The following is a 17,132-nucleotide window of genomic DNA, read 5'->3' as shown; positions in this document are numbered from 1 at the left end:
CAGTGCGGGCCACTGGTAGGTTGGTAAGTCACCTGTCAGCCAGCACGCACATCCGAGGAGTACGCCTGTGTCCACCAATGACCACAAGGCGCCCGCCACCTGGCTGTCCCAGGACGCGCACGACCGCCTCCAGGCCGAGCTCGACGAGCTGATCGCCAACCGGCCGGTCATCGCCGCCGAGATCAACGCCCGGCGGGAAGAGGGCGACCTGCGGGAGAACGGTGGCTACCACGCCGCCCGCGAGGAGCAGGGCAAGGCCGAGGGCCGGATCCTCTACCTCAAGGAGCTGCTGCGCACCGCCCAGGTCGGCGAGGCCCCGACGGCCGACGTGGTGTCGCCCGGCATGGTCGTGACGATCTACTTCGACGACGACGAGGGTGACACCGAGACGTTCCTGCTCGGGTCGCGGGAGATCGCCGCCACCACCGAGCTGACGGTCTACAGTCCCGAGTCGGCGCTCGGCAAGGCCATCCTGGGCGGTCGTCCCGGCCAGGCGTGCACCTACACCGCGCCCAGCGGGGCGGACATCAAGGTGACCATCGTCAGCTTCGAGCCGTTCTCCGGCTGAGCCGCACCGCCGCCGGGTCCACCGGGCCCGGCGGCGTGGGGCTCACGCCTCCGCGCTGAGCACCACCTCGTAGCCGCTGGCCCGCAGGGCGCTGATCAGCGTGTCGGAGTGTTCGACGCCCCGGGTCTCCACCGACAGGGCCACCTCCACCTCGCCGAGCCGCAGGTGCGGGTTGGCCCGCTGGTGCTCCACGTCGACCACGTTGGCGCGGTGCTCGGCGATCTCGGTGAGCAGCGAGGCGAGCTGACCGGGCCGGTCCGAGCAGCGGACGGTGACCCGCAGGTAGCGGCCGGCGGCGGCGAGACCGTGCTCGATCACCCGCATCATCAGCAGCGGGTCGATGTTGCCGCCGGAGAGCACCGCCACCGTCGGGGTCCGCACCTGCACCGCACCGGCGAGCAGCGCGGCCACCCCCACCGCACCGGCCGGCTCGACCACCTGCTTGCCCCGTTCCAACAGCATCAGCAACGCCCGGGAGATGTCCTCCTCGGCGACGGTGACCATCTCGTCGACCAGCTTGCGGACGTGGTTGAAGGTGATCTCCCCGGGCCGGCCGACCGCGATGCCGTCGGCGATCGTGGCGAACGCCGGCAGCCGGACCGGTTCCCCGGCGGCCAGGGAGGGCGGGAACGCGGCGGCGCTCTCCGCCTGGACGCCGATGATCCGCACGTCGGGCCGCAACGCCTTCGCGGCCACCGCCATCCCGGAGATCAGGCCACCACCCCCGACCCCCGTGATGATCGTCTCGACCTCGGGGCACTGTTCGAGGATCTCCAGTGCGACGGTGCCCTGCCCGGCGATCACGTCCGGATGGTCGAACGGGTGGATGAACACCGCGCCGGTGCGCTCCGCGAAGGTCTGCGCGGCCACCAGCGACTCGTCGACGGTGTTGCCGATCAGCTCGATCCGCGCGCCGTACCCCTTGGTGGCGGCCACCTTCGGCAGCGGCGCGTTGACCGGCATGAAGACGGTGGCGTGGGTGCCGACCAGGCCGGCGGCGAGCGCCACCCCCTGGGCGTGGTTGCCCGCGCTGGCCGCGACCACGCCCAGCTGCCGTTCCCGTGCCGACAGCCGGGAGATCCGCACGTACGCGCCGCGCACCTTGTACGAGCCGGCGCGTTGCAGGTTCTCGCACTTGAGCCACACCGGCCCGGCCAGCGCCGCGCTCAACGGTCGGGACGGCTCCAGCGGAGTGGTCCGGGTGACCCCGGCGAGCAGCTCCCGGGCGGCCCGTACGTCGGCGAGGTCGACCAGTTCCGTCATGCCCCGATCGTGCCACCCGCCCCGGCAACGACCGGCGGCGACACCGCCCACCACCAGCGGCGACGAGGCGCTCACCGGGTGGTCAGGTGACGGCAGGGGAACCCGTGTCGACCCGGGGGTAGCCGGGGGCGTGCCGGGTCCACGGGGCCTGCATCTCGAACTGCCCGGCGACGCCGAGCAGCAGCAGCTCCGAGCCGGGCGGGCCGACCAGCTGCGCGGCGACGGGCAGGCCGTCCGGCCGGCGACCCACCGGCACCACGATCGACGGCAGGCCGGCGACGTTCCACGGGGCGGCGAACGGGGCGTACCGGATGTTGGTCCGCATGTTCGCCAGCCAGGAGCGGCCGGACCAGGTGGTGGCCTCCGGCGGCGGTCCGGCCAGCGCCGGGGTGAGCAGCAGGTCGACCCCGTGGTCGGTGAAGAAGCCGACCGAACGGTCCCGCCAGGCGGCCCGGTCGGCCTCCCGCACGTACCCCCGGCGTTGCGCCCACTCCCCCAGCGCGACGTGCCGGCGGCTGCGCCGTTGCAGGCTGCGCCGGTCGATGCCGGCGGCCCGCACGTCGGCCGCGGCGGCGGCGAGCCAGGTGGCGATGCCCTGGAGGCCGAGCGAGGTCGGGTAGACCGGGTCGGCGGGCACGGTGTCGTGGCCGGCCGCGGCGAGCAGGCGGCCGGCGGCGGCCACCGCGTCCCGGTTGGGGGCGTCAGGTGCGACGCCACGCACCGGCGAGCGCAGCGACACACCGACCCGCAGCCGGGACGGCGGGACCAGCTTGTCCGGGCGACGCCCGGCGAGCACCTGGAAGCCGACTACGGCGTCGGCGACCGTGGTGGTGAGCATGCCGTGCTCGGTCAGCCCGAACCAGTCCTCCGCGCCGAGCTGGCACGGGACCACGCCCCGGCCGGGCTTGAGCCCGACCAGGCCGCAGCAGGCGGCCGGGATGCGGATCGACCCGAGCCCGTCGTTGCCGTGCGCGATCGGCACCAGGCCGGCCGCCACCGCGGCGGCGGCCCCACCCGAGGACCCGCCGGGGGTACGCCGCACGTCCCACGGGTTGCGGGTGACGGCGGACGCGTCGTCGGTGATCGCCCAGAGCCCCAGCTCCGGCATCCGGGTCACCCCGAGGATCACCGCGCCCGCGCCGCGCAGCCGGCGGACCACCTCGTGGTCGGCCTCCGCCACCGCGGTACGCGCGGCGGCCGACCCGTTCCAGGTGGGCAGCCCGGCGACCGGGGTGTTCTCCTTGACCGCCACCGGCACCCCGGCGAGCGGGAGGTTCGCCAACTCCTCCTGCTCGTCGACCTTCTCCGCCTCGGTGATCGCCTCGCCGCCGCGGACCACCCGGAACGCGGAGAGGGCGCCGTCGACCCGGCCGACGTGGTCCAGGTGGTCGGCGACGACCTGGGTGGCGGAGACGTCACCCCGGCGTACGCCCCGGGCGATCTGCTTGGCGGTCGCCCCCACCCAGGTCGGCATGATGTCCTGCACGGCCACCTCTTCCCAGCCCGCGGTCAGCCCAGCGCCTGCTCCAGATCGGCGAGCAGGTCGTCGACCGTCTCGATGCCGACAGACAGTCGCACGAGATCGCCGGGAACTTCAAGCGGCGAGCCGGCAGCACTTGCGTGTGTCATCCGGCCCGGGTGCTCGATCAGGGATTCCACCCCGCCGAGCGACTCGGCGAGGACGAACAGCCGGGCCCGGTTGCAGATCTGCACGGCGTGTTCCTCGCCGCCGGCGGCCCGGAAGGAGATCATTCCGCCGAACCGGCGCATCTGCTTGGCGGCCACCTCGTGCCCGGGGTGCGACGGCAGGCCGGGGTAGATGACCTGGGCGACCTTGGCGTGCCCGTCGAGGAAGGCGGCGATCCGTTCGGCGTTGTCGCAGTGCCGGTCCATCCGTACCCCGAGGGTCTTGATGCCGCGCAGGGTGAGCCAGGCGTCGAACGGGCCGTTGATCGCGCCCATCGCGTTCTGGTGGTAGCGCAGCTCGTCGCCGAGGGTCGGATCGGCGACGACCAACGCGCCACCGACCACGTCGGAGTGCCCGCCGACGTACTTGGTGGTGGAGTGCACCACCACGTCCGCGCCGTACGCGAGCGGCTGTTGCAGGTACGGCGAGGCGAAGGTGTTGTCGACCACCAGCAGCGCCCCGGCCTCGCGCGCCACCCCGGCCAGGGTGGCGATGTCGGCGATGCCGAGCAACGGGTTGGTCGGCGTCTCCACCCAGACGATCTTCGTCTCGGGGCGGATCGCCGCCCGGACCGCGTCGACGTCGGAGACCTTCGCCGGGGTGTACGTCAGCCCCCACCGTTCGGCGACCCTGGCGAACAGCCGGTACGTGCCGCCGTACGCGTCGTCGGGGATCACCACGTGGTCGCCGGGCGAGCAGACCGTCCGCAGCAGGGTGTCCTCGGCCGCCAGGCCGCTGGCGAAGGCGAGCCCGACCCGACCCCCCTCCAGTGCGGCCAGGCACTCCTGGAGGGCGTCGCGGGTGGGGTTGCCGGAGCGGCTGTACTCGTAGCCCTGCCGGGGCGCGCCGACGGCGTCCTGGGCGTACGTGCTGGTCTGGTAGATCGGGGGGATCACCGCGCCGGTGCGGGCCTCCGGGTCCTGGCCGGCGTGGATGGCGAGCGTCTCGAAGCCGTGACTCATCCCGCAGACGTTAGTCCGCCGCCCCCACCGGTCGGCCGGAACCCGTCCCGGCTCACCCGCGCCTGCGCCCCGGCGCGTGGTGGGTGGGCGCGTGGGGCTTTACGCTGCGCGGGTGAGCGGGTGTGTGTTCTGTCAGATCGTGGCCGGTGAGGTGCCGGCGTTCCGGGTGGCCGACGAGCCGGGAGGCGTGGCGTTCCTGGACACCCGGCCGGTGTTCAAGGGGCACGTCCTGGTGGTGCCCCGCACCCACCTGGTCACCCTGACCGACCTGCCGGCGGCCGACCTGCCCGGCTACTTCGGCCTGGTGCAGCGCCTGGCGGCGGCCGTGGAATCCGGTCTGGGGGCCGGTGGGACGTTCGTGGCGATGAACAACCGGGTGTCCCAGTCGGTGCCGCACCTGCACACCCACGTGGTGCCGAGGACCAAGGGCGACGGCCTGCGCGGCTTCTTCTGGCCGCGTACCCGCTACGACGACGACACCGAGGCCGCCTCCTACGCCGGGCGGGTCGCCGCCGCCCTGGCCTGAGGCCCGCCGACATTCGGCGAGGCCCGGGGGCGAGAGCCGGGACGCAGCGGGTAAGGAAGGCGGGCCCGCCGGTGTTGCATGCGGGGAGAGGTACGAGAGGAGTTCCACCGTGTTCCTTCGCCGCATGAAGGCCGAGATGATCAGCCCCGACCAGGCCCTGCCCGGCCGACCGATCGCGATGCCGATCGGGGACCGGCACGAGGTGTTGGCGTCGTCGCTGAAGGGCCCGTTCCCGCAGGGCGCCCGGGTCGCCGTTTTCGGCATGGGGTGCTTCTGGGGCGCCGAGCGGCTGTTCTGGACCCTGCCGGGGGTGCTGACCACCTCGGCCGGTTACGCGGGCGGCTACACCGCCAACCCCACGTACGAGGAGGTGTGTTCGGGGATGACCGGGCACGCCGAGGTGGTCCAGGTGGTCTACGACCCCGCCGTGATCGGCTACGAGGACCTGCTCAAGGTGTTCTGGGAGAACCACGACCCGACCCAGGGCATGCGCCAGGGCAACGACGTCGGCAGCCAGTACCGCTCGACGATCTACACCACCACCGACGAGCAGTTGGCCACCGCGCAGGCGTCCCGGGACGCGTTCGCGCCGATCGTGGCGCGGGCCGGCAAGGGTGAGATCACCACCGAGATCGCCCCGCTGGGCGACTACTTCTTCGCCGAGGACTACCACCAGCAGTATCTGGCCCCGACGAAGAACCCGAACGGCTACTGCAACCACGGCCCGAACGGGTTGAGCTGCCCGGTCGGGGTGGCCCGTACCGCCGGCTGAGCTGCCGACGTCCGGCCGTCGGGCGACCCGCCCGGCGGCCGTTTTCCGGGCCTGCGGTGTTTGTCACATCGTGGGCCCGGGGCGAATCGGGCACCGGCCGGGCACCGGGCAGGAACGTCGGCCCACGCGGGGCCGTCACGGTGAGTGGCGCACATGCTAGCAATCCCGTAACACGGCCGACATCAGCTCAACAGGCGAAGTGCAACAACCTCTGGCAGCATTGGCTGGCATGTGCGGACTTGCGGGAGAGTTCCGCCGTGACGGTTCCCGGGCCGATGTGTCGGCGGTGGAACGCATGGCGGCCACGATGAGTGACCGGGGGCCCGACGACAGCGGAGTGTGGTCACAGGGGGCCACCGCCCTCGGGCACCGCCGCCTGAAGATCATCGACCTCTCCGCCGCCAGCGGGCAACCGATCGTCGACCCGGCCGCCGGCCTCACCGGTGTCTTCAACGGCTGCATCTACAACTACCGCGAGCTGCGCGAGGAGTTGCAGGCCCTGGGGCACCGCTTCTTCTCCTCCGGGGACAGCGAGGTGGTGGTCAAGGCGTACGCACAGTGGGGGCTCGACTTCGTCGACCACCTGATCGGCATGTTCGCCGTCGCGATCACCGAGCGGGACACCGGCCGGCTGGTGCTGGCCCGGGACCGGCTCGGCATCAAGCCGCTCTACCTGGCCGAGACGCCGGGCGTGGTGCGGTTCGCCAGCACCCTGCCCGCCCTGCTGGCCGGCGGCGGGATCGACACCACCATCGACCCGGTGGCGCTGGCCCACTACCTCAGCTTCCACAGCATCGTGCCGCCGCCGCGCACCATCCTGCGCGGGGTCGCCAAGCTTCCCCCGGCCACCGTCCGGGTCTACGAGCCCGACGGCCGCACCCACGAGCGGGTCTACTGGGACCCGTCGTTCACCCGGGACGCGTCGCACGCCGACTGGTCGGCGCGGGACTGGGAGGACGCCCTGCTGGAGTCACTGACCACCGCGGTACGCCGGCGGATGGTCGCCGACGTGCCGGTGGGTGTGCTGCTCTCCGGCGGACTGGATTCCAGCCTGGTGGTGGCGCTGCTGGCCGGCGAGGGGCAGACCCGCTCCGGGCTGTCCACCTTCTCCATCGGCTTCGACGCGGTCGGCGGGCGGGAGGGCGACGAGTTCGTCTACTCCGACCTGGTGGCCAAGACATTCGGCACCGACCACCACCAGCTCAAGGTCGCCGCCGGTGACCTGGTGCCGCCGTTGGAGGCGGCGGTGGCCGCGATGAGCGAGCCGATGGTCAGCCACGACTGCGTCGCGTTCTACCTGCTCAGCCAGGAGGTCTCCAAGCACGTCAAGGTGGTCCAGTCCGGGCAGGGCGCGGACGAGATCCTCGGCGGCTACCACTGGTACCCACCACTGGCCGGCATCGACCGGGAGCAGGCCCTCGACTCGTACGCGAAGGCGTTCTTCGACCGGGACGCGGCCGGGCTGGCCCGGGTGCTCAACCCGGCCTGGCTGGCCGACGGCGACCCGGCGCGCGAGTTCGTCGCCGCCCACCTGGGCCGGGCCGGGGCGCAGACGGCCGTCGACGCCGGCCTGCGGATCGACACCCAGATCATGCTCACCGACGACCCGGTGAAGCGGGTCGACAACATGACCATGGCGCACGGCCTGGAGGCCCGGGTGCCGTTCCTCGACCACGAGTTCGTGGAGCTGGCGGCGAGCTGCCCGCCCGAGCTGAAACTGGCCCAGGGCGGCAAGGGCGTGCTCAAGGAGATCGGCCGCCGGGTCCTGCCGCACGAGGTGATCGACCGCCCCAAGGGCTACTTCCCGGTGCCCGGCCTGACCCACCTGGAGGGCAAGCTCCTCGACCGGGTCCGCGACGCGCTCACCGCGCCGCAGGCCCGCCGCCGCGACCTGTTCCGTGCCGACTACGTCAATGCGCTGCTCGCCGACCCGAACGCCGAACTGACCCCGTTGAACGGAAACAAACTGTGGCAACTGGGACTTCTGGAAATGTGGCTCCAGAGCCACGGAATCGACTGACCGTGAACGAGACCCTCGCGACCGGCACGGCCCGTACCGACCGGGAGCGGGTGCTCGGCCGCCGCCGGGAACGGACCGGTCCCGGCGGCGACCCGGTCGCGCCGGGCGTCGCCCCGGAGCCGCGCCGGGAACAGGTCGGGCCGTCCGACGTGGTCCTGGACTGCGGCTGGGGGCGGCTGGTGTTCGGCCAGACCTTCCACGAGCAGGTCGCGGTGGCCCACGTGCTGCGCTCCGAGGCGGCCGGCTCCCGGGACATCTGCATCTACCTGCGCGACCCGCACGTGCTGGTGTCCCGGCTGCCCGACGAGCTGTTCATCGACCCGTCGCTGACCTACCGGCTGCCGCTGGGTGAGCGCCGCCCGGAGGCCACCGAGCGGATGGAGATCCCGGGGCTGGTCGTCCGGCCGCTGCGCGACGCCGACGACGCCGACGCGGTGAACCGGATCTACGCCCGCAACGGCATGGTCACCGCGCCGGTGGACGTGCTCGTCGACAACGCCGGCACCGACCGGTTCCTGCACCTGGTGGCCGAGGCGAGCACCGGGGAGGTCGTCGGCACCATCACCGGCGTCGACCACGTGGCGGTCTTCGGCGACCGGGAGAACGGCGCGAGCCTGTGGTGCCTGACGGTGGACTTCAACACCGCCCCGCCCGGCACCGGGCAGGCCCTGCTCACCGAGTTGGCCGACCGGCTCGACGAGCAGGGTCGCGCGTTCGTCGACCTGTCGGTGCTGGCCGAGAACTCCGGCGCGATCCGGCTCTACGAGCGGTTGGGCTTCCACCGCACCGGCACGCTCTGCGTCAAGCGGAAGAACCCGATCAACGAGCGGCTGTTCCTGCCGTCCGCCCCGGCGGGCTACGACGAGCTGAACCCGTACGCCAAGATCGTCGCCGACGAGGCGATGCGGCGCGGCATCCGGGTGGAGGTCACCGACGCGCACTGGGGTGAGCTGCGGCTGACCAACGGCGGCCGGACGATCGTCACCCGCGAGTCGCTGTCCGAGCTGACCTCGGCGGTGGCGATGAGCCGCTGCGACGACAAGCGGGTCACCCGGCGCATCCTCACCGAGGCGGGACTGTCGGTGCCGCGTGGCCGGACCGCCACCGGCGACGCCGACGACCTGGCCTTCCTCACCGACGTCGGCCCGGTGGTGGTCAAGCCGGCCCGGGGTGAGCAGGGCAACGGCATCACCGTCGGGGTACGCACCGCCGAGGCGCTGGCCACCGCCGTCGAGCTGGCCCGCCGGTTCTGCCCGGACGTGCTGATCGAGGAGCTGCGCGCGGGCGAGGACCTGCGGGTGATCGTGATCGACCACGAGGTGGTGGCCGCCGCCGTCCGCCGACCGGCGCAGATCACCGGCGACGGGGTGCACGACGTCACCGAGCTGATCGAACGGCAGAGCCGACGGCGGGCCGCCGCCACCGGTGGGGAGTCCCGCATCCCGATCGACGACATGACCCGCGAGGTGGTGGCCGAGGCGGGGCACCGGATGCACGACGTGCTGCCCGAGGGGCGGGTGTTGGCGGTGCGCCGGACGGCGAACCTCCACACCGGTGGCACAATCCACGACGTGACGGCCGAACTGCACCCGGCGATCGCCACTGCCTGCGTGGCGGCGAGCCGGGCCCTGGACATTCCGGTGACCGGGCTGGACCTGCTGGTCCCCGCCCCCGACCAGCCCGAGCACGTGTTCATCGAGGCGAACGAGCGGCCGGGGCTGGCCAACCACGAGCCCCAGCCGACCGCCGAACGCTTCGTGGACCTGCTCTTCCCGGGCACCCGGGCACCGCAGCGCCTCTGGAGCCCGGCCGGGCCCGGAGGGGTCGCGTGAGCCTCAAGCCCCTGGAGATCGATCTGGACTACCTCCGTCAGGTGCTGGTGGAACTGCTGGACATCCCCAGCCCGTCGGGGCGTACCGACCACGTGCAGCAGTACGTGGGGGAACGCCTGTCCGCGCTGGGCATCCCGTCCACGCTGACCCGGCGGGGGGCGCTGAGCGCCTGCCTCCCCGGCCCCCGGCAGACCGGCGCCGACCGGGCCATCGTGGTGCACACCGACACCATCGGCGGGATGGTCAAGCGGCTCAAGGAGAACGGCCGGCTGGAGCTGAAGACCATCGGCACCCACTCGGCCCGGTTCGCCGAGGGCGCGCACGTGCGGATCTTCACCGACGACCTGGACCGGGTGGTCACCGGGCAGGTGCTGCCGTTGAAGGCCAGCGGGCACCGCTACAACGACGACGTCGACCTGCAGGGCGTCGGCTGGGAACACGTCGAGGTCCGGGTCGACGAGCCGGTCGAGGACATCGCCGGCCTACGGGCGCTCGGCATCGACGCGGGCGACTTCGTGGCGTTCCTGCCGAACCCGATGGTCACCCCGTCCGGGTATGTGAAGTCCCGGCACCTGGACGACAAGGCCGGGGTGGCGGCGGTGCTGACCGCGTTCAAGGCGGTGGTGGACGCCGGTATCACCCCCACCGTCACCGCCCACCTGCTGGTCACCGTCACCGAGGAGATCGGCCACGGGGCGAGCCACGGCCTCGACCCGGACGTCGCCGAGATCGTCTCGGTGGACGCGGCGGTGGTCGCGCCCGGCCAGCAGTCCCGGGAGAACGCGGCGACCCTGGCGATGGGCGACGGGGTCGGCCCGTTCGACTACCACCTGACCCGCAACCTGGCCACGATCGCCCGGGAACACGGGGTGGACCTGGTCCGTGACGTCTTCGACTACTACCGTTCGGACGTGGCGGCGGCGGTCGAGGCGGGCGCGCACGCCCGGGTGGCGCTGCTCGGTTTCGGGGTGGACGCCACCCACGGTCACGAGCGCACCCACCTGGACGGGCTGCGCCACCTGACCCAGCTGCTCTGCCTCTATCTCCAGAGCGACCTGGTCTTCCCCGAGTGGGACGCCGAGCCGGAGGGCGACCTGGCCGACTTCCCGTCGCTGGCGGTGCAGCCGGCCAACGAAGACGGCCCCCGGGAGGGCCCGATCGGCATCGACTGACCGCCGTCGCCGCCCCCCGGCTGGCGCGGTCTCACCGGCCGGGAGCACAGCCGTCGTGCCGGTGTCACCGGTGGGCGGCGGGCCCGACGTCCTCCGTCGTGCCCGCCGCCCACCCGACGCCCCGGCCCCTCACCGTGGCATCGGTCCTCACCGTCGGGTCACCGGTTGCGGCGGTCCGCCGCGTCGAGCAGGGTGATCAGCGCCTCGGTCACCCGCAGCACCGCGTCCCGGGCGGCCGGGTCGCCGGTGATCCGCTGCCGCGCCCGGTCGGCCAGCTGTGCCAGCAGTTCGGCGGCGCGGGCCGCGTTGCCGGCGGTGCCGGCCTGCTCGGCGCGCTGGAGCCGGTCGGTCAGCCGGGCCGCCACGTACTCGGTGATCCGGCCGGCGGCGACGTACTCGGCGATCAGGTCACGCAGGTCGGAGTACCAGGCGGGATCGCGGGTGAACTGCACGGGCAGGTAGCCGGCGTCGGCGGCGGCGAGGGTGGCCGCGACGCTGGCGTCGACGTACGCCCCGACGGTCGGGTAGCGGGCGGCGAGCTGCGCGTCGGTCAACGGCACCGAACTGCCGTCGAGGAAGCAGAAGCCGGGCCCGGTGTTGCTCCCGCTGTTCACCCGCAGCGGCACCTCGTGCTGGGCGAGCCGGATGCCGCCGAGGGCGAGTCCCAGGTCGTCGCGGGCGACGGCCGGTGGGGTGGTGGTGGTCGTCCGGATCGGCGGGGCGCTCGGCGGGGCGGTCCCCTGGGCGACCCAGGCGACGGTGTGGTCGTAGCCGGCGTTCTGCACCATGTGCTGCGGGATCCGCGACAGCGAGGGCAGCGTGCAGGTCTGCGGCTCACCCGGGTAGCCACCCGGGTAGCTGCCGATGTCGCGCTTGCGCAGCGGCCCGTAGTCGGTGATCAGCTTCCAGTCGCCGTGCGACGCGCCGGCGACCTCCCAGGACCGCAGGACGGCCGAGTCGGCCTGGGCGCGGGCCGCCGCGGGCAGGATGCCGCTGGCCACGTCCCCCTCGGAGTTGATCCGGAACACCGGCGTCGTCAGGTCGGTGCGCAGCACCCCGCCGCCGCCGTGCAGGACGACCGCGTCGAGCACGTTCGCCGACTGCTGGACGCCGTTGTAGTAGTTCGCGAGCCGGCCGGCCGACTGCGAGTGGCCGGTGGCGATCACGTACTGCGGGGCGGGCAGCTTGCCCAGCGGGTCGACGCCGGTCGGGTTGCGGACCGCCTTCACCGCCTGGCTGAAGATGTCGTACGAGAGGCTGTCGTCGGTGACGGTGCCGCCGACGGTGACGTCCAGCGGGCCGTACCGGGTGGGGCTCCACGCCTTGAGCCCGGTGGCGGAGTGCAGCCCGACCCGCTGGGCGGAGACCCCGACCCAGGCGTAGCCCGAGCGGATCAGGTGCTCGTGTGACTGGAACCAGTCGACCTCCTGGTCCCACTGGTTGCTGACGTTGTTCCACTCGGCGATGACGACGCCGTTGAACTTCTTGGTGTTGGCGGGCCGACGGACCACCAGCCGGGTGCCGTACGGCTGGTCGGTGCCGAGGGTGGTCGCGTTCTGGGTGCCCTGTACGGCGTACCGGGTGGCGGTGCCGAAGAGGAAGAACTCCTCCTCGACGTAGCCGGCGGCGGCCAGGTTGACGTCGGTGGCGAGGAACGGGTAGCCGTGACCGGGGTCGCCGACCGGGGTGGTCCGGGCGATCGGCCCGGCGACCACCGGGTTCGCCACGGTCGCGCCGGTGGCGGTGGACGGTCGGGTGGTGGCCGGCGCGGCGGCACCTGCCGGGGGGACCGGGCCGGCGGCGACGGCCAGCGCGCCGACCAGGCCGAGGGTCAGGGATCGTCGGGTGTTCCTGGATCGTCGGGTGTTCCTGGGGGTGGTGGGCGGGACGGGCACGGTTCACCTCACGGGGGATCGACCGAGGGGACGGCTCGGGCGGGCAGCGGCGGGAGGTGGCCGCTGTGGGGCAGAGAGTAATGCTCACTTCAGGCGAAAGATAGGCCAGATGTGCACGAACTTTTGCATCGTCGAGCAAAAGTCGCCCCGGATCGCCCCTCCGCCGACGGGCGATCCCCGGCCGCAGGACCGCGCGAAAAATCACTACCGGCACCCGGGGTGCAGTGGGTAGCGTGGCGGTACACGGGAAAGGAGGTGGTCCAGACTTGTATAGCAATCGGACTCGTGAGGTGGCTGTCCGCTAGCCGCTGTCCTCGACAGTGAACGACCAGCATGATCGTCGAGACCGTGTGGCAGCGGTGCGGCGAATCCACGACAGCCACCCGACCCCCGGGGTGCCGACCCAGTCCAGTCGGCCCGTGCGCGAGCACGGAAGCCCCGGGGGTCGCTTCGTCTCCGGGGGAGGCCGGCGGTGTCCATGCGGGAGCTGACCGTGCTCGGCACGGCCAGCCAGACCCCCACCCGGCTGCGCAACCACAACGGTTACGTGCTGCGCTGGGACGACGAGGTGATCCTCTTCGACCCCGGCGAGGGCAGCCAGCGGCAACTCCTGCACACCGGGATCACCGCCACCGACCTCACCCGGATCTGCGTCACCCACTTCCACGGCGACCACTGCCTCGGCCTGCCCGGGACCATCCAACGGCTCTCCCTGGACCGGGTGCCGCACCCGGTGGCGGTGCACTTCCCCGCCGGCGGCGCGGAATACTTCGCCAGGCTGCGGCACGCCAGCAGCTTCCATGAGACCGCCGAACTGGCCGTCGAGCCGGTCACCGCCGACGGGCAGCGGATCACCCTGGGCGTCGGCACGCTGGAGGCCCGCCGGCTGCGGCACCCGATCGAGACGTACGGCTACCGGCTGGTCGAGCCGGACGGCTGCCGGATGCTGCCGGAGCGGCTGTCCGCGTACGGCATCGGTGGGCCGGCCGTCGGCGAACTGCTGCGCGTCGGGCACCTGGACGTCGGCGGACGCCGCGTCACCCGGGACGAGGTGAGCGTCGTCCGGCCGGGGCAGCGGTTCGCCTTCGTGATGGACACCGGCCTCTGCGACGGGGTGTACGCCCTCGCCGAGCACGCCGACCTGCTGGTCATCGAGTCGACGTTCCTCGCCTCGGAGGCCGCGCTCGCCGCCGAGGTCGGCCACCTGACCGCCGGCCAGGCCGCCCGGGTCGCCACCGAGTCCGGGGTACGCACGCTGGTGCTCACTCACTTCTCCCAGCGGTACGCCGACCCGCGCCGCTTCCACGACGAGGCCCGCGAACACTTCGCCGGGGAACTGGTGATCGCCGAGGACCTGACCACCGTGCCGGTCCCGCCCCGGCGGGTAGCCTCGGCCGGGTGACCGTCACGCTCCGTCCCGCCGTCGCCGACGACCTGGTGCCGGTGGGTGCCCTGCACCAGCGGTCCCGGGTCGCGGCGTACTCGTCGTTCCTGCCGCCCGGGGCGTTGGCCGAACCGACGCCCGAGGCGATGGGGGCGTACTGGGTCGAGCGGTGGACGTGGGAACGCGACGAGCACCTGATGACCGTGGCCGAGCGGGACGGCCGGCTGGTCGGGTTCAGCTATCTCGGCCCGGACGACGCGGGCGACCCGGCGACCGGGCTGCTCAACGCCATCCACCTCGACCCGACCGAACGGGGCCGGGGCACCGGCCGGGCGCTGATGGTCGACGCGTTGGACACCATGCGCACCCGGGGCTGGCGTCGCGGGGTGCTGTGGGTGCTGGAACGCAACCTCGCCGCCCGGCACTTCTATGAGTGCGGCGGCTGGCAGGCCACCGGCGAACGCCGGGAGGAACGGATCGGGCGCGCCCCCACCGCACAGCTCCGCTACGCCCGGCAACTAACGGGCTGCTGACCTCAGGTGCCGTCCCGGTCCGCGTCGACCGAGAAGTTGATCACCGAGAGGTAGCCGTCGCCGTCCTCGACGACCTTCATCAGCATCGTCTCGGCAAAGATGTTGTCGTTGTCGTTGAAGGTGTCCCGCCCGGTGTGCGCGGCGTACGGCGCGGCGGCGTACACCTTGCTGTTGAGGGCCTCGTCGAACATCATCTGGGTGGTGAGCACCCGGTTGTCGCCCACGTGCACCATCGCGTGGATGTGCGTGGTGCGGCCCCGGTACCAGCCCGGCCAGATGGTGGTGAACTCGACGATCCCGTCGGCGTTGGTGACCTGCGCGCCGCGCAGGTAGCGCTTGTCGTCGGTCGGCGTCAGGTCCGCCGCCGATCCCTCGGCACCGCCACCCGGGGCCGCCCCACCCCCGGGCGGGTTGCCGGTGGGCGGGTTGCCACCGGGCGCGCCGCTGGGCGGGGTGCCGCCGGACGACGTGCCGCCGCCGGATGCGCCGGACGACTGGGCCTCCGCCCCCGAGTAGAGGCCGTCGGCGTCGCAGTGCCAGATCTCCACGACCGCGTTGGCCAGCGGCCCGCACTGCTCGCTGTCCTGCACCCGGATCGCCACCCGCAGCCGGGTGCCCGCCCGGTCCTCCCGGATGTCGCTGCGGATCTTGTCGGCGTCGAAGTAGTACGGGCCCTGCGTGGTGCTCGCGGTCAACGTGCAGGTGTTCGCCGCACCGAACAACGCGGCGAGGTCGGCCGACGTGCTGGCGGTCGCCTGCGGGGACACGGTCTGCCCGGTGGACGTGGTGACCGTGCCGCCGTCCCGGCCGCAAGCCGCCAGCAGCCCGGCCAGCCCGATCGAACCGACTCCGGCGATCAACCGGCGGCGGCTGACCCGCTGCCCCTCGTGGTGGTCCAGGTCGTGGCGCATGTCGTTCCTCCCGTGGGTCGGTGCCTCGCGGCTGGTCCCGACGGTAGGCAGGCTGCACGGACGCCCTCTGTGCTGCTCCTGTGCCATCGCTGTGAATGGCCGCCCCCGACACGACCCCGGACACGGTGCGGGGCCCCTGCCGTCGGAAGGGGCCCCGCCAGCAGGTCGGATCAGTGCGCGCCGAGGTGGGCGAGCAGGTCCTGCCGGGTCAGCACGCCCTTGGGCTTGCCGTCGACCAACACCAGCGCCGCGTCGGACTTCTCCAGCATGCCCACCGCCTCGCTCACCGGCTGACCGCCGCCGATCATCGGCAGCGGGTCGGCCATGTGCCGTTCGATGGTGTCGTGCAGGTGCGCCTGGCCGGTGAACAGGGCGTCCAGCAGATCCCGCTCGGCGATCGAGCCGGCCACCTCGCCGGTCACCACCGGCGGCTCGGCCTTGAGCACCGGGAGCTGGGAGACGCCGTACTCGCGCATGTAGTCGATGGCGTCGCGGACCGTCTCGGTGGGGTGCACGTGCACCAGTTCGGGCAGGCCACCCGGCTTGCTCGCCAGCGCGTCGGCGACCGTCGGCTCGGTGCCCGAGTGGTCGAGGAAGCCGTACCGGGCCATCCACCGGTCGTTGAAGATCTTGGACAGGTAGCCCTTGCCGCTGTCCGGCAGCAGCACCACGACCACGTCGTCCGGGTCGGCGGCGCGGGCCACCTCCAGCGCCGCCACCACGGCCATCCCGCAGGAGCCGCCGACCAGCAGGCCCTCCTCGCGGGCCAGCCGCCGGGTCATCTCGAAGGACGCCTTGTCGGAGACCTCGACGATCTCGTCGGCGATACCCCGGTCGTACGTCTCGGGCCAGAAGTCCTCACCGACCCCCTCGACCAGGTACGGCCGGCCGGTGCCGCCGGAGTAGACCGAACCCTCCGGGTCCGCCCCGATCACCCGGACCCGTCCCTCGGACGCCTCCTTGAGGTAGCGCCCGATGCCGGAGATGGTGCCGCCGGTGCCGACCCCGGCCACGAAGTGGGTGAGCCCGCCCCCGGTCTGCTTCCACAGCTCCGGGCCGGTGGTCTCGTAGTGCGAACGCGGGTTGGCCGGGTTGCTGTACTGGTCGGGCTTCCACGCGCCGGGGATCTCCCGGGCCAGCCGGTCGGAGACGTTGTAGTAGGAGCGCGGGTCCTCCGGGGCGACGGCGGTCGGGCAGACCACCACCTCGGCCCCGTACGCCCGCAGCACGTCCTGCTTGTCCTGGCTGACCTTGTCGGGGCAGACGAAGACGCAGTGGTAGCCCTTGAGCTGCGCCACCAGGGCCAGCCCGACACCGGTGTTGCCGCTGGTCGGCTCGACGATGGTGCCACCGGGGCGGAGGATCCCGGCGGCCTCGGCGTCCTCCACCATCCGCAGCGCGATCCGGTCCTTCACCGAGCCGCCCGGGTTGAGGTACTCCACCTTGGCCAGCACGGTCGCCCGGATGCCCGCGGTGACGTTGCGCAGCCGCACCAGCGGGGTGTTACCGATCAGGTCGACGACGTTGTCGTAGTACTGCACCTCGTTGTGCCCTTCGTTGCGGCGCCGACGACGGCGGCCTGGCAGACGGTCCTTCGCCGCCCAGCG

14 protein-coding genes are annotated in these 17,132 nt (G+C 72.7%); 8 read left to right on the top strand and 6 right to left on the bottom strand.

Going from position 1 to position 17,132, the window contains the following annotated elements; all coding sequences use genetic code 11:
• Window positions 1-67: 67 nt before the first annotated feature.
• Window positions 68-568, top strand: a complete 501-nt coding sequence (gene greA / locus JQN84_RS00840; protein WP_204928278.1) for a transcription elongation factor GreA — start codon at window positions 68-70, stop codon at window positions 566-568.
• A gap of 42 nt (window positions 569-610) precedes the next feature.
• Here the strand turns inward: greA and ilvA are convergent, their stop codons facing one another.
• The 3 genes from ilvA to JQN84_RS00825 form a co-directional block, all read right to left on the bottom strand.
• Complete coding sequence (gene ilvA, locus JQN84_RS00835; RefSeq protein ID WP_204956501.1) at window positions 611-1,831, bottom strand: threonine ammonia-lyase; 1,221 nt, start codon at window positions 1,829-1,831, stop codon at window positions 611-613.
• Window positions 1,832-1,913: 82 nt separating this feature from the next.
• Window positions 1,914-3,323: an amidase gene (locus JQN84_RS00830; protein ID WP_204956500.1), complete on the bottom strand. Its 1,410-nt coding sequence runs from the start codon at window positions 3,321-3,323 to the stop codon at window positions 1,914-1,916.
• A gap of 17 nt (window positions 3,324-3,340) precedes the next feature.
• Complete coding sequence (locus tag JQN84_RS00825) at window positions 3,341-4,480, bottom strand: cystathionine gamma-synthase (RefSeq protein ID WP_204956499.1); 1,140 nt, start codon at window positions 4,478-4,480, stop codon at window positions 3,341-3,343.
• Window positions 4,481-4,592: 112 nt separating this feature from the next.
• On the opposite strand from JQN84_RS00825, the gene JQN84_RS00820 reads away from it, so the two are divergent.
• The 5 genes from JQN84_RS00820 to JQN84_RS00800 all read left to right on the top strand — a co-directional run bounded on the left by JQN84_RS00820 (window position 4,593) and on the right by JQN84_RS00800 (window position 10,802).
• Window positions 4,593-5,006, top strand: coding sequence for an HIT family protein (locus tag JQN84_RS00820; RefSeq protein WP_204956498.1), 414 nt, complete (start codon window positions 4,593-4,595; stop codon window positions 5,004-5,006).
• A gap of 109 nt (window positions 5,007-5,115) precedes the next feature.
• A complete protein-coding gene (msrA, locus tag JQN84_RS00815; RefSeq protein ID WP_204956497.1) occupies window positions 5,116-5,778 on the top strand; it encodes a peptide-methionine (S)-S-oxide reductase MsrA in 663 nt (220 codons plus the stop codon).
• A gap of 229 nt (window positions 5,779-6,007) precedes the next feature.
• A complete protein-coding gene (locus JQN84_RS00810; RefSeq protein ID WP_204956496.1) occupies window positions 6,008-7,798 on the top strand; it encodes an N-acetylglutaminylglutamine amidotransferase in 1,791 nt (596 codons plus the stop codon).
• Between the two features lie 2 nt (window positions 7,799-7,800).
• Window positions 7,801-9,630 (top strand): N-acetylglutaminylglutamine synthetase, encoded by a 1,830-nt coding sequence (gene ngg / locus JQN84_RS00805; protein WP_204956495.1) that lies wholly within the window; start codon window positions 7,801-7,803, stop codon window positions 9,628-9,630.
• Entirely contained in the window at window positions 9,627-10,802 is a 1,176-nt protein-coding gene (locus JQN84_RS00800) for an osmoprotectant NAGGN system M42 family peptidase (protein WP_204956494.1), read from the top strand. Before ngg ends, JQN84_RS00800 begins: the two co-directional genes overlap by 4 nt.
• Window positions 10,803-10,960: 158 nt before the next feature.
• Here JQN84_RS00800 and JQN84_RS00795 read toward each other — a convergent pair whose 3' ends face one another.
• Window positions 10,961-12,697, bottom strand: a complete 1,737-nt coding sequence (locus JQN84_RS00795; protein ID WP_204956493.1) for an alpha/beta hydrolase domain-containing protein — start codon at window positions 12,695-12,697, stop codon at window positions 10,961-10,963.
• A 472-nt stretch (window positions 12,698-13,169) separates the two neighbouring features.
• Here JQN84_RS00795 and JQN84_RS00790 point away from each other — a divergent pair, with 472 nt between their 5' ends.
• Both JQN84_RS00790 and JQN84_RS00785 read left to right on the top strand, forming a co-directional pair.
• Window positions 13,170-14,099 (top strand): ribonuclease Z, encoded by a 930-nt coding sequence (locus JQN84_RS00790; RefSeq protein WP_204956492.1) that lies wholly within the window; start codon window positions 13,170-13,172, stop codon window positions 14,097-14,099.
• Entirely contained in the window at window positions 14,096-14,614 is a 519-nt protein-coding gene (locus tag JQN84_RS00785; RefSeq protein ID WP_204956491.1) for a GNAT family N-acetyltransferase, read from the top strand. Before JQN84_RS00790 ends, JQN84_RS00785 begins: the two co-directional genes overlap by 4 nt.
• A gap of 2 nt (window positions 14,615-14,616) precedes the next feature.
• Here the strand turns inward: JQN84_RS00785 and JQN84_RS00780 are convergent, their stop codons facing one another.
• Window positions 14,617-15,525: an intradiol ring-cleavage dioxygenase gene (locus tag JQN84_RS00780; protein ID WP_204956490.1), complete on the bottom strand. Its 909-nt coding sequence runs from the start codon at window positions 15,523-15,525 to the stop codon at window positions 14,617-14,619.
• A 170-nt stretch (window positions 15,526-15,695) separates the two neighbouring features.
• Window positions 15,696-17,066 carry a cystathionine beta-synthase gene (locus JQN84_RS00775; RefSeq protein ID WP_204956489.1) on the bottom strand — a complete coding sequence of 457 codons (1,371 nt, stop codon included), beginning with the start codon at window positions 17,064-17,066 and terminating at the stop codon, window positions 15,696-15,698.
• Window positions 17,067-17,132: the final 66 nt, after the last annotated feature.

The sequence above is a fragment of the Micromonospora humidisoli genome, assembly GCF_016900955.1.
GTDB classification, from domain to species: domain Bacteria; phylum Actinomycetota; class Actinomycetes; order Mycobacteriales; family Micromonosporaceae; genus Micromonospora; species Micromonospora wenchangensis.
Note: the sequence above shows the minus strand (reverse complement) of the source record. Positions and strands in the feature narration are given on the sequence as shown.

What these genes read in the sequence shown, in the direction of transcription:
- ilvA (WP_204956501.1), bottom strand. Translation starts at nt 1,831, where the DNA reads ATGACGGAACTGGTCGACCTCGCCGACGTACGGGCCGCCCGGGAGCTG.
- JQN84_RS00825 (WP_204956499.1), bottom strand. Translation starts at nt 4,480, where the DNA reads ATGAGTCACGGCTTCGAGACGCTCGCCATCCACGCCGGCCAGGACCCG.
- JQN84_RS00810 (WP_204956496.1), top strand. Translation starts at nt 6,008, where the DNA reads ATGTGCGGACTTGCGGGAGAGTTCCGCCGTGACGGTTCCCGGGCCGAT.
- JQN84_RS00780 (WP_204956490.1), bottom strand. Translation starts at nt 15,525, where the DNA reads ATGCGCCACGACCTGGACCACCACGAGGGGCAGCGGGTCAGCCGCCGC.